Genomic DNA, 12124 nt, shown 5'->3' on the forward strand with positions numbered 1-12124 from the left:
CGAGCTTGACGATGATGTTGGAGAGGAAGCCCCGGAAGACTTCGAAGCTGAGTTCCGAAGTGAGGCTCTGGTCAAACAGGAACAACAGGAAAGGCAGGAAAATGAATAGAAGTGCACCGCTCACGCGATGACCGATCGATACGCGACCGGCCAACGGCAGGCGGTATGCGAACAATATCTGCCCAAGCCCGATGTTCCGGTATTCCGGCCTCGGTTTTTTTGCGGCTTCTGCCATGCTAGACCCCTACTATGTGTTAACACTAATACGCAATTTTACCGCCATTTCTTTTCGCGCTGCAGCGAAATCAGCCCTGCTAACCGCTGATGCGCGCACGAAAAGACCGGCGCTGGGGAGAGCCCGCTTGTCTCCTGCGGGCATTTTTCAACTCAAGTCATTCTGATAGTAGTACCCAGTTGTGACATACCAACCTCGGCGTACCTCGACCGGTCGGTCTCCATAGGTATAGGACACCCGATCGACGGAAAGCAATGGAAAGCCAGCCGGCACATTGAGCAGATCGGCCACTGCGGGCTCGGCGGCCACGGCGCGGATCTTCTCGGTCGCACGGATCATGCGCGTGCCGAAGTCGGCTTCGAACATGGCGTAGAGCGGGCCTTTGTATTCAGCGAGGCGCTCGGCCGTGAGGCCGCGAAACACGCCGCCCGGCAGCCAGATTTCGTCGAGTACGGTACTCTCGCCGTCGAACTGCAGCAGACGCTTGATGAGCACCACCGGATCGGCGGGCTTCAAATCGAGCTGACGTGCGATCTCGGCGGAGGCGCGCATGCGGCGGCATTCCAGCAGACGGCTGACGTGCGGATGCTCCGCGCCGTCATCTGCCAGCAATCTAAGAAAGCGAAACTGGGCGCGCTCTTCGTTGTGCGTCGCAACAAATGTGCCCTTGCCTTGACGCCGCACCAGCAGGTTGTCGGCGGCCAGTTCGTCGATCGCCTTGCGCACGGTCCCCTGGCTGACCTTGTATCGGGCAGCCAGTTCGACTTCGCTGGGGATGATTTCACCGGGCTTCCACTCGCCGGTTTCGAGGCTCTGGGTGATGAGCCCTTTGATCTGCTGGTAGAGTGGACTGAAGGTAGGGGACGGCGAAGGCGCCGCGGACGCGGACGCAGGCGTTCCGCTCTCAGGAGCGGAAGAGTTCGCGTTGCTGACCGGGTTCGCATTCATGGCGCGCATTTCAACATAAAGCCCTCTGGAAATCTACCCTTTTGGGCACAACAGATATGTCTTATATAAGACATAAGATAGTGTTGACTTTACCCATTGCGAATCCTAAACTCCCGATCGAGCAAGGGTTTGCGGGTGCCCGCGGGCAATTCATTTGTCGCCGCCGGCTGCATCCGCACTTCGTGGCGAATGCGCCGCAGTCCGCCTTGCACATGCTGTTCCTTCTAGCAGTCATGCAGTAGCGGTTTCGATCCGCCCCGCCCGCGCACCCTCCGCGCGGCGCGCCTGTGGACCGTCCCAGCCGAGCTGTTGCAGGAATCGGCACACGCAAGCGGTCCGCGTCAGGCGCCCTGTCAAGGGCGTTCCAGTTCATTCCCAGGCTTCGTCGTACAGGTTACCGGCATGGCGGCCCGCCCGCCGGCGCGCACACCAGGCCCAGCAAGGCCTCGGCAGCACGCCGACAAGAGACCGTCTGATTCACGAACGCTTCGCGTAACGCGCATATAGAATGGCGCTTTACCCTGGCGAATAACGCATCTTCCTGGAGATTTTCAATGGCTAAGCCCGCAAAGCGCGTTGCCGTCACCGGCGCCGCAGGTCAGATCGCTTACTCCCTGCTGTTCCGCATCGCCAACGGCGACCTGCTCGGCAAGGACCAGCCCGTCATCCTGCAACTGCTGGACCTGCCGCAGGCGCAAGCCGCCGTCAACGGCGTCGTGATGGAACTGGACGACTGCGCATTCCCGCTGCTCGCGGGCGTGGTCATCACGGACGACCCGAAGGTCGCGTTCAAGGACGCCGACGTCGCACTGCTGGTTGGCGCACGTCCGCGCTCGAAGGGCATGGAACGTAAGGATCTGCTGTCGGCCAACGCTGAAATCTTCACGGTTCAGGGCAAGGCGCTGAACGACGTCGCCAGCCGCGACGTGAAGGTGCTGGTCGTCGGCAACCCGGCCAACACGAACGCCTACATCGCCATGAAGTCGGCGCCGGATCTGCCGAAGAAGAACTTCACGGCCATGCTGCGTCTGGACCACAACCGCGCGCTGTCGCAACTGGCAGCCAAGTCGGGCAAGCCGGTCGCTTCGATCGAAAAGCTCGCCGTGTGGGGCAACCACTCGCCGACGATGTACCCCGACTTCCGTTTCGCCACGGTCGAAGGCCAGTCGCTCAACGCGCTGATCAACGACGACGAATGGAACCGCAACACGTTCATCCCGACGGTCGGCAAGCGCGGCGCGGCGATCATCGAAGCGCGCGGCCTGTCGTCGGCAGCTTCGGCCGCCAACGCAGCGATCGACCACGTGCGTGACTGGGTCCTCGGCACGAACGGCAAGTGGGTCACGATGGGCATCCCGTCGGACGGCTCGTACGAAATCCCGGAAGACATCATCTACGGCGTGCCGGTTACCTGCGAAAACGGCGAGTACAAGCGCGTCGAAGGCCTGGAAATCGACGCATTCTCGCGCGAAAAGATGACGGGCACGCTCAACGAGCTGCTCGAAGAGCGCGACGGCGTCGCTCACCTGCTCAAGTAAGCTCGATGCAGGCAAACCGGAACCCCGTTGCAATGCGGCGGGCTCCGGTTCTTGCGCGGGAATCCGTGGCCTTCGATGCCGCCGTCCCGCGCACTGATCCGCACGCGCCTTGACCCGCTCATGGCGCACAGGACGCGTACGAATCAGGTTTTCCCCCAAACTACGATCCCTGACGCCGAAGATGCGCGCCATTCTCCCAGCCGAAGTGCTGTTTGACGGCGAAGCGCCGCCTACCCTCCTGCCCGCGTGCGATCACTACGCCGGCAGCGAGAAGCTGATGCTGAAGTCTCTCGCGCTGCAGCAGCAGCTCGGCCCGGTATTCGACATCACGCTCGACTGCGAAGACGGCGCCCAGGTCGGCCGCGAAGCCGAACACGCGGAACTCGTCGCTTCCCTGCTCGGCAGCGAACACGACCGGTTCGGGCGTGTCGGCGTCCGTATCCACGATTTCCATCATCCGCACTGGCGCGACGACGTCCGCCTGATCCTGCGCGCCGCCAAACGCGCGCCCGCCTTCATCACGCTGCCGAAGATCCGCACCGTGGGCGACGCCGCCGAGATGACTGCGTTCATCGAAGCCACGCGCGTCGAAATGGGCATCGACAAAGCCATTCCCGTCCAGTTGCTGATCGAAACGCATGGCGCACTCGCGCGCGCCTTCGATCTGGCCGCGCTGCGCGGCGTGGAATCGCTGAGCTTCGGGCTGATGGACTTCGTTTCCGCCCACGACGGCGCGATTCCCGACAGCGCCATGCGCTCGCCCGGCCAGTTCGATCACCCGCTCGTGCGGCGCGCCAAGCTGGAAATCGCCGCGGCTTGCCACGCCTTCGGCAAGGTTCCGTCACACAACGTGAGCACCGAAGTGCGCGATATGGACAGCGTCGCGAATGACGCCCGTCGCGCGCGCAACGAATTCGGCTACACACGCATGTGGAGCATTCATCCCGCGCAGATTCCGGTCATCGTGACCGCTTTCGCGCCGCGCGACGAAGAAATTACGACCGCCGCCGAGATTCTGCTGGCCGCCCAGCACGCCCAGTGGGGCCCGACGCGCCACGGCGATACGCTGCACGATCGCGCGAGTTATCGCTATTACTGGTCGGTGCTGCGCCGTGCGCGCTCGACCGGCCGCGCGGTGCCGCTCGAGGCCGCACCGCTGTTCGGCGAGACAACCAGCGCATGAGGCAAAGACGTGCGAGGAGACAGGAGCAGATCGCACATCATCGGGTTGCCCGGAACCTGGGGTTCTCCCTGGTCTCGCGCATTTTTTTGCGCACCGGAAAAACTGAAGTTCGTACCCATAAATAGGTGAAAATAGCGTCCGCTGCGCGCTCACGGGGCGCGCGCAGTGCAACCGGCGGCCGCCGCTTTGCGGCCGCGCACTGATCAACCGATTTAAGAGATAAAAGGTCTGACTCCATGAAGAAACTGCTGATCGCTACCGTCATCGGCGCGCTGTCCTCGACGCTGCTGCTGGCCGCTACCGACGCTGCCGCGCAAGGCACCACGACGACCGCCAAGAAGCCCGCGAAGCCGGCTCCGAAGCACCGCATCATCAAGCGCAAGGCCAACCCGGCCAAGGAAGCCAAGGTCGACGCGATCCCGGAAGGCTCGGAACACTGGAGCTGCGCTGAAGGCATGCAGTTCGACCTGAAGGGCGACATGGCACGTGACCAGATCGTCACCGTTCACTGGGCGAACAAGAACTACAACCTGCCGCGTCAAACCACGACGACGGGCGCGGACCGCTTCCACGACGCCGCTACCGGCCTCGACCTGGTCGTGATCCCGACCAAGGCGATGCTGTTCTCGGACAAGGACAGCTCGCGTCTGGCCGACGAGTGCAAGACCGCGGCCATGCAACAAGGCGCGATGGCGCCGACGCAAGCCAACGCGCTGAACCGCGCGGCTCCGGCTGCTGGCGCGAGCGCGGCTTCGGGTCAGTAAAGGCCGCGGGACGCCTCGATGTCCGCACCGGTCGCCAACGTCAGGCCGCAGCCCGATCCGGTACTCGTCGATATCGTCGACGATGTGCTTGACGGGTTTGCCAAAGACGGGCTCGACAGCGCGCGCGCGCTGCCGACGGCCCGGCACTGCCTGATCGACACGCCCGGCTGCGGATTCGAGGCGCTCTCCTCCCCGCCCTGCAACAAACTGCTGGGCCCTTACGGCACGCACGCGATGGAAAACGTGCCGTTCAAGATGGCGTTTCCCGCCGAATTCCACGCCCAGACTGCCGCCGAAGCCGCCATGACGCTGCACGGCCAGCTCGCGCAACGGGGCAGAACGGCGCAAGACATCAAGCGCATCACCATTCGGACGCACGCCGCGGACTACGAAGACGACGTGGCGCGCGACGTGCGCATCGACGCATTGCGCGCGAAAACGGTCTGCGTGGAAGACGCGCAATTCACGCGCGACTATCACGATCCCGCGAAGCGTTCGATCGCCAACGCGCTCAGCGTCGAATTCAACGACGGCACGACGCTGCCCGAAGTCGTGGTGGAATATCCGATCGGCCATCAGCGACGCCGCGCACAAGGCCTCCCGCTGCCGATCGAGACGTTCCGCGCCAACCTCGCGCACCGTTTCGCGCCGAAGCAGCAACAGGCCATTCTTGAAGTTTCGCTCGATGCGGCACGGCTTGACGCCATGCCGGTGCATGAATACGTAGACTTGTATGTGATCTGAGTTACGAGGCAACTCGCAGGCAATTCGCAGGTAACTCGCAGGCAACAAGCAGGCAGAATCCGGTATCAGCAGCACACGTGAAGTAAAGCGTTATTTCCGCGATTAAACGAAGGAAAACACCATGGCCCACAACCTCCACAAAACGCTAAAGGAATTCGACAGCGGTTCCGGCAAAGGCAAGTTCTACTCGCTGCCGCAACTCGGCAAGCAGCTCGGCGTGAAGATCGATCGCCTGCCGGTTTCGATCCGTCTCGTACTCGAGTCCGTGCTGCGCAACTACGACGGCAAGAAGATCGCGGAAGAGCACATCGAGCAGCTCGCCAACTGGAAACCCAATGCGGCGCGCGTCGATGAAATCCCCTTCGTCGTTGCCCGTGTCGTGCTGCAGGACTTCACCGGCGTGCCGCTGCTCGCCGACATCGCGGCCATGCGCGGCGTCGCGCAGCAGGTTGGCAAGGACCCGAAGGTCATCGAGCCGCTGGTGCCGGTCGACCTCGTGGTCGACCACTCGGTACAGATCGACTACTTCCGCCAGAAGGACGCGCTCGACCTGAACATGAAACTGGAATTCCAGCGCAATAACGAGCGCTACCAGTTCATGAAGTGGGGCATGCAGGCATTCGACACGTTCAAGGTCGTGCCGCCGGGCATCGGCATCGTGCATCAGGTGAACCTGGAATACCTCGCGCGCGGCGTGCACAAGAAGGCTGAAGGCGACGATACGGTCTACTACCCGGACACGCTCGTCGGCACCGACTCGCACACCACCATGATCAACGGTATCGGCGTGGTGGGCTGGGGCGTGGGCGGCATCGAGGCGGAAGCCGGCATGCTCGGCCAGCCGGTCTACTTCCTGACGCCGGACGTCGTGGGCGTGGAACTGAAGGGCAAGCTGCGCGAAGGCTGCACGGCCACCGACCTCGTGCTGACTATCACGGAAATGCTGCGCAAGGAGAAGGTCGTCGGCAAGTTCGTCGAGTTCTTCGGCGAAGGCACCGCCTCGCTGTCGCTGCCGGACCGCGCGACCATCGGCAACATGGCGCCGGAATACGGCGCGACCATGGGCTTCTTCCCGGTCGACGATAAAACCATCAACTACTTCAAGGGTACGGGCCGCACGCAGGCTGAAATCGACGCGTTCGAGAACTACTTCAAGGCGCAGGAGCTGTACGGCATTCCGAAGGCCGGCGAGATCGACTACACGAAGACGCTGGTGCTGGATCTCGGCACGGTTGCGCCTTCGCTGGCCGGTCCGAAGCGCCCGCAGGACCGCATCGAAATCGGCAATGTGAAGTCGACCTTCACGGACCTGTTCTCGAAGCCGGTCGCGGAAAACGGCTTCAACAAGAAGGCCGCCGACCTCACCGCCGAATACGACGTGGCCGACAAGGTCAAGCTGCACAACGGCGACGTGCTGATCGCCGCCATTACCTCGTGCACGAACACGTCGAACCCGTCGGTGCTGCTGGCCGCCGGTCTGCTGGCGAAGAAGGCCGTGGAAGCCGGTCTGACGGTGGCACCGCACATCAAGACCTCGCTCGCGCCGGGATCGCGCATCGTCACGGAATACCTGACGAAGACGGGCCTGCTGCCGTATCTGTCGAAGCTCGGCTTCGAACTCGCAGCTTACGGCTGCACGACCTGTATCGGCAACGCAGGCGATCTGACGCCGGAACTGAACGAGTCGATCGTCAAGAACGACGTGGTCGCGGCGGCCGTGCTGTCAGGCAACCGCAACTTCGAAGCGCGGATTCACCCGAACATCCGCGCGAACTTCCTGGCTTCGCCGCCGCTGGTCGTGGCTTACGCGATCGCCGGCAACATCACACGCGACCTGATGACCGAGCCGGTCGGCAAGGGCAAGGGTGGCCGTGACATCTACCTGGGCGACATCTGGCCGACCAGCGAAGAAGTCAACGCGCTGCTCAAGTACGCGCTGGACGCCGACGTCTACCAGAAGAACTACGCCCAGCTCACGAAGAAGGGCGACCTGTGGAGCAAGATCGAGGGCGAGGAAGGTCAGGTCTACGACTGGCCGAAGTCGACCTATATCGCCGAGCCGCCGTTCTTCGGCGCGGACTTCTCGATGACGCCGTCGTCGGAAGTGGCCGAGGTCAAGGGCGCGCGCGCACTGGGCATCTTCGGTGACTCGGTCACGACCGACCACATCAGCCCGGCCGGTTCGATCAAGGAAGACTCGCCCGCCGGCAAGTGGCTCAAGGAAAACGGCGTGCAGAAGGCCGATTTCAACAGCTACGGCTCGCGTCGCGGCAACCACGACGTCATGATGCGCGGCACGTTCGCGAACGTGCGGATCAAGAACCTGATGATCCCGGCGAAGGCCGACGGCACGCGCGTCGAAGGCGGCCTGACGATCCATCAGCCGAGCGGCGAACAGCTCTCGATCTACGACGCGGCGATGAAGTACATCGACGCCGGCACGCCCACCATGGTGTTCGCCGGCGAAGAGTACGGCACGGGTTCGTCGCGCGACTGGGCGGCCAAGGGCACGCAACTGCTGGGCGTGAAGGCCGTGGTCGCACGCAGCTTCGAGCGTATCCACCGCTCGAACCTGGTCGGTATGGGCGTGCTGCCGCTGCAGTTCAAGGGCTCGGACAGCGTGCAGTCGCTCGGCCTGACCGGCGAGGAAACCTTCGATATCGAAGGTCTCACGGACGACTTCAAGCCGCAGCAGGATCTGACGCTCGTGATCCACCACAAGGACGGCAAGGATCAGCGCGTCGACGTGCTGCTGCGTATCGATACGCCGATCGAAGTCGACTACTACAAGCACGGCGGCATTCTGCCGTTCGTGCTGCGTTCGCTGCTCGCAGCGTAAGCAAAGCTTTTTTGCAGGTGCCGCGCCCGGCAACGGGTGCGGTCACACTTGGAGCCCGGCGCAAGTCGGGCTTTTTTTTCGCGTTGCCGGCGAATTTTGATCGGCGTAACGTTGAATCGCCTCTTGAGAACAGGCGAGCCTTATGAACCCCGGTCTACGGACAACGTCCAGACCGGGATTTTTTTTGGATGCTTCGGGGAAGGTCGCGCGCCGGGCAGGAAAAAAAAGCGGGCGCTGCGGGAGGAATTCTTGAAATGACGGATCACCGAATGAGGAGTTCGGCATCGCCCCAGCCAGAGCTAGACCCGTCACGAACACCATTATCGGGCCTCGTCCCGAACCCGTCATTAGCACAAGGCGCAAGAATCCATTACGGATATTGTCAAGATATGGAGACGCGTCCTGTGGTCGCAGTTTTTGGCGGGGTTTTCGGGAAACCCAGGCCGCTGCGCCGCATCCGATAACATGACGGTTTCGTCCACGTCGCCGCGCCTGCCTTGCCCACCTTCACCCTAGCCTCTACCGTCAGCGCGGAGCTCGAGATCCGCAAGAGCCGCTTTATCGGCCTCGCGATTCCGGTCGCCGACCGCGACGCGGCCATGATCGAGCTGCGCCGTCTGCGCGACGAACACCCGACCGCCACGCACGTCTGCTGGGCGCTGCTGGCGGGCGGCCAGTCCGGCATGTCCGACGATGGCGAGCCTTCCGGCACCGCAGGACGGCCGATCCTCGAAGTCCTGCGCCACCACGATCTGGACGGCGTGCTGGCCGCCGTGGTGCGCTATTACGGCGGCGTCAAGCTGGGCGCGGGCGGCCTCGTGCGCGCCTATACCGACGCCATCGCCAGCGCATTGCAGGACGCGCCGCGCGTGGAGCGCATCGCCCAGGCCAGGTTCATGGTGGAAGTCGGCTATCCCGACGAGACGCGCGTGCGCCACTGGATCGAGCAGAACCAGCACACACTCGTGGACAGCCGCTACACGATGACGGTGCGGCTGACGATCCAGTTGCCTGCTACGGCCGTGGACGCCGCGCGCGACGTGCTGCGCGACCTTACGCAAGGGCGCGCGGGCTTTCCCGAGCACGAGTAAAAGCGCAGCCAAAGCGTGCGCACAAAAAAAAGCCGCCGATAAAGATCGGCGGCTAACAGGGGACGTGAAGAACAACCGCGAATCGACTATCGAATCGACCCGACGCACCCATCATGGCTTCGCAAAATTAAGGCAAACTTAAACGCGCATAAAAGCATGCGAAATCTTGCGTAGCTCGAAATGACACGCACGCGCTGAAAGCGCCGAAATTTCCGATCGCTATAATCGATTCGAGTCCTGATTCGAGTCCGACGGCGCACCGCCTGCTGGCGCGAGCCGCCCGGTTGTTACCCACGGGGAAGAACCGCCATGATTTTCGATCGTCTGAGAGCCGGTGCCGGTCCCGAACGCCGCCATCGCGTCTGGAGCAAACTGCGTATTTTCGTCGCCGCTATCGGCACGCTGGGTTCGGCTGCGGGCATCGCCATCGCTGTGATCGGGCTGGTGGAGTTCAATCACACCAAGGTCGTGGTGGGCGCGCTGGTGATCATCTTTTCGACCGCCGTGTACGTGTCGATTCTCGCGCGCGATCGCAATCGCGTCGATTGACGATCGACGATCGATGCGGATATCCAGGCAGTTTGAGTTGCCGCGATGAATCGGGCGCGCCGTGTTTCAGGCGCGCCTGTCCCGGCTTTTATTGCACGCGCTCGCCGTTGCGCGTCACTTCTACAGCGGTCGCGCCCACGTAATCTGCGCGGACGTTGTCGCCCACTTTGAGCGTGCCCATCGGCACGTCTTTGGGTACGTTCACCACCACCGTGCGCGTCGGCCCACGCAGCGTCACCTTGCGGTTCTTGTGGTCGATCTTCTGCACCGTCGCCACCACCTGCACGGAGCGCGCCGTCGCCGTCACGCCGTCCGAAGTTGGCGTGGCCGCCGTGGTTTCCACGCGCTCGCGAATGCCCTTGGTATCCACTTTGTCCGCGCGCAGCAGCAGCGCGTCCTTGTAGAGAATGTTCACCTGGTCGCCGGGCGCGAGTTTGCTGACATTCGCAACCGCCGGGTCGACCGCGACCGTCACCGCCTTGCCGCTCTGGCCGCGCAAGGTGACGGAATTCGTCGCGGGATCTACTTTCACCACATGCGCCACAGTCTGGATTTCGCCCAGTTGCAGCACGCCGGCGGGGGCGCTTGCAGCAGCGTCAGCTGCCGCAGCCGTTTGCGCACAAAACGGCGCGGTTATCGCAAGTCCAAGCAGCACAGCGGTCATACGCAACATCGGTTTCGCATGTTCGTTGAAGCGCATTGCATGTTCCCCTTATTGGTGGATATTCATCGCGACGGTGAATTCTATATGCATAGCTAATTATTTTTGAATCGCTGCGGGCGAAACATCATGCAGGTACAGGCACTGGCACCGCACTGCGATAGTGATCGTACACGCGCTGCCGCTCTTCGCTCGCCAATGCGCGCTTTTCCGTGAGCTTGAGCATGCGATGACGATCCGCGCCAAGCGTGGCGTAATAGCGATCGCTGTGCAGGCGTCTGAAACGCGTATAAAAGTCGGGGCCGGGCAAGCCCGAATCGGTGGCGAGCAAAGAAGCGTAATCGGCTACCTGAGGCTCGCACAATGCCGCAGCCGCGGCTTCCAGCATTTCGTAGCGCTCGCGTAGCGGCACAGTTTGCCCAAACAGCGCGTGGAACGCGCCATACGGCACCAGACCGCGCCGGCTTGCGGCGCGACGCAGCAACCGTTCAACCTTGTCGTCGAGTTCCTTGTTCATCTCCGGTGGCCGTCAAGCGGATTGCGCCATTTGAATGCGCGCTTTCCGTCAGCTTAGAAATAGCCAGTTTGCATTAATTGCATCGACTCAAAGACGTAATTAAGCAATTCCAGCAAACCCATTTAAATCCGAATGAAATCGGAGATGGAATCCCATTCAATCCCATTCAGAAAAGTCATTCTGCCCAAATTTTCCGATGGGCTCCCGTTATGTGTGCCGAAATTCCCGAAATAAAGGATTGCAAACATAAAAGATAGGATGAATCGGGGCTTTATCATACGAATGCGCAACGTTTGCACGCATTGTTGAATGTTTTGGACACGATCATTTTTTCCGATAGACCAGGAAAAACGCTAAGTCAAGCAGACTATTTTTCCGCCAGCTATACACAATCCATACAAAAACAATTATTAATAACCGCTGCGGGACAACCTGGAACCTGTGACCGTCAAGCACACCGGGGACAACCCGCAAACGCTCCACGTGGGCGTTTCGTTTCGCCGTCCGCAATGGCCCCGCACTTTGCAGAAGCCGTGCAACAACAATGCAGGACCGTAGCAAGCGACAAGACCCGCATGCACTGAGAGGGTTGACTGGAGCGGCGCTTCCGTAAGCCGCATGTCCGGAATCTTTCGTCGACGAGTGATCACATGCTTACCCGAACCGAGAATTTGCCGAGCGTCGCGCGCCGAATGGCTGCCGGCCAGATGTTGGTGGATGGCGCCACGGTGCACGCCGTGGCCGACTCCTTGCACCTGTCTGCCCAGACGGTGCGCCGTTATAAAACCATCGTGGAGGACGGCGGGCTCGCTGCGCTACAGCAGATGAGCGTGGGCGGCCGTCCATCGGTGCTCGATCAGGCGGCGCTAGGCTGGATCGCGCTCGCTCTGCACGGCTCCGCCCGCGATCATGGCTTTGCCAGCGATGCCTGGACCAATAGCCGCGTGCGCGAATTGATCGGCCGGCAATTCGGCGTGCACTATTCGCGCGTCTATACCTGGCAGATCGTGTCGAACCTGGGACTGGGCCATCGCCTGTCGAAATCGGCGCGCTAA

12 protein-coding genes are annotated in these 12124 nt (G+C 62.0%); 8 read left to right on the forward strand and 4 right to left on the reverse strand.

Going from position 1 to position 12124, the window contains the following annotated elements; translation table 11 throughout:
• Both sdhC and G3N59_RS24055 read right to left on the reverse strand, forming a co-directional pair.
• Positions 1–235: succinate dehydrogenase, cytochrome b556 subunit (gene sdhC, locus G3N59_RS24050; RefSeq protein ID WP_205985180.1), on the reverse strand; the 235-nt coding region annotated here is incomplete at its 3' end.
• A 147-nt stretch (positions 236–382) separates the two neighbouring features.
• Complete coding sequence (locus tag G3N59_RS24055) at positions 383–1192, reverse strand: GntR family transcriptional regulator (RefSeq protein ID WP_205985308.1); 810 nt, start codon at positions 1190–1192, stop codon at positions 383–385.
• Positions 1193–1737: 545 nt separating this feature from the next.
• Here G3N59_RS24055 and G3N59_RS24060 point away from each other — a divergent pair.
• The 7 genes from G3N59_RS24060 (at position 1738) to G3N59_RS24090 (ending at position 9891) form a co-directional block, all read left to right on the forward strand.
• A complete protein-coding gene (locus G3N59_RS24060; RefSeq protein ID WP_205985310.1) occupies positions 1738–2721 on the forward strand; it encodes a malate dehydrogenase in 984 nt (327 codons plus the stop codon).
• Between the two features lie 181 nt (positions 2722–2902).
• Positions 2903–3904, forward strand: a complete 1002-nt coding sequence (locus tag G3N59_RS24065) for an aldolase/citrate lyase family protein (protein ID WP_205985311.1) — start codon at positions 2903–2905, stop codon at positions 3902–3904.
• A gap of 236 nt (positions 3905–4140) precedes the next feature.
• The gene (locus G3N59_RS24070; protein WP_205985313.1) at positions 4141–4668 is read left to right on the forward strand and encodes a hypothetical protein; all 528 of its coding nucleotides are present in this window, start codon (positions 4141–4143) and stop codon (positions 4666–4668) included.
• Between the two features lie 18 nt (positions 4669–4686).
• Positions 4687–5412, forward strand: a complete 726-nt coding sequence (locus G3N59_RS24075) for an MmgE/PrpD family protein (protein ID WP_205985317.1) — start codon at positions 4687–4689, stop codon at positions 5410–5412.
• 121 nt (positions 5413–5533) lie between these two features.
• Positions 5534–8251, forward strand: a complete 2718-nt coding sequence (gene acnA, locus G3N59_RS24080; RefSeq protein WP_205985318.1) for an aconitate hydratase AcnA — start codon at positions 5534–5536, stop codon at positions 8249–8251.
• Between the two features lie 497 nt (positions 8252–8748).
• Positions 8749–9342 carry a YigZ family protein gene (locus G3N59_RS24085; RefSeq protein WP_205985319.1) on the forward strand — a complete coding sequence of 198 codons (594 nt, stop codon included), beginning with the start codon at positions 8749–8751 and terminating at the stop codon, positions 9340–9342.
• Between the two features lie 309 nt (positions 9343–9651).
• Positions 9652–9891 (forward strand): hypothetical protein, encoded by a 240-nt coding sequence (locus G3N59_RS24090; RefSeq protein WP_205985320.1) that lies wholly within the window; start codon positions 9652–9654, stop codon positions 9889–9891.
• 88 nt (positions 9892–9979) lie between these two features.
• Here G3N59_RS24090 and G3N59_RS24095 read toward each other — a convergent pair whose 3' ends face one another.
• Positions 9980–10555, reverse strand: coding sequence for a hypothetical protein (locus G3N59_RS24095; RefSeq protein ID WP_241023947.1), 576 nt, complete (start codon positions 10553–10555; stop codon positions 9980–9982).
• A 124-nt stretch (positions 10556–10679) separates the two neighbouring features.
• Complete coding sequence (locus G3N59_RS24100) at positions 10680–11069, reverse strand: hypothetical protein (RefSeq protein ID WP_205985322.1); 390 nt, start codon at positions 11067–11069, stop codon at positions 10680–10682.
• Between the two features lie 650 nt (positions 11070–11719).
• On the opposite strand from G3N59_RS24100, the gene G3N59_RS24105 reads away from it, so the two are divergent.
• Positions 11720–12124, forward strand: a complete 405-nt coding sequence (locus tag G3N59_RS24105) for a helix-turn-helix domain-containing protein (protein ID WP_205985323.1) — start codon at positions 11720–11722, stop codon at positions 12122–12124.

Source organism: Paraburkholderia sp. Ac-20340 (assembly GCF_017104965.1).
Classification (GTDB): domain Bacteria; phylum Pseudomonadota; class Gammaproteobacteria; order Burkholderiales; family Burkholderiaceae; genus Paraburkholderia.

Excerpts from the sequence above, each read along its gene's own strand:
- G3N59_RS24055 (WP_205985308.1), bottom strand. The coding sequence starts at position 1,192 with ATGCGCGCCATGAATGCGAACCCGGTCAGCAACGCGAACTCTTCCGCT.
- G3N59_RS24060 (WP_205985310.1), top strand. The coding sequence starts at position 1,738 with ATGGCTAAGCCCGCAAAGCGCGTTGCCGTCACCGGCGCCGCAGGTCAG.
- G3N59_RS24065 (WP_205985311.1), top strand. The coding sequence starts at position 2,903 with ATGCGCGCCATTCTCCCAGCCGAAGTGCTGTTTGACGGCGAAGCGCCG.
- G3N59_RS24070 (WP_205985313.1), top strand. The coding sequence starts at position 4,141 with ATGAAGAAACTGCTGATCGCTACCGTCATCGGCGCGCTGTCCTCGACG.
- G3N59_RS24075 (WP_205985317.1), top strand. The coding sequence starts at position 4,687 with ATGTCCGCACCGGTCGCCAACGTCAGGCCGCAGCCCGATCCGGTACTC.
- acnA (WP_205985318.1), top strand. The coding sequence starts at position 5,534 with ATGGCCCACAACCTCCACAAAACGCTAAAGGAATTCGACAGCGGTTCC.
- G3N59_RS24090 (WP_205985320.1), top strand. The coding sequence starts at position 9,652 with ATGATTTTCGATCGTCTGAGAGCCGGTGCCGGTCCCGAACGCCGCCAT.
- G3N59_RS24095 (WP_241023947.1), bottom strand. The coding sequence starts at position 10,555 with ATGACCGCTGTGCTGCTTGGACTTGCGATAACCGCGCCGTTTTGTGCG.
- G3N59_RS24100 (WP_205985322.1), bottom strand. The coding sequence starts at position 11,069 with ATGAACAAGGAACTCGACGACAAGGTTGAACGGTTGCTGCGTCGCGCC.
- G3N59_RS24105 (WP_205985323.1), top strand. The coding sequence starts at position 11,720 with ATGCTTACCCGAACCGAGAATTTGCCGAGCGTCGCGCGCCGAATGGCT.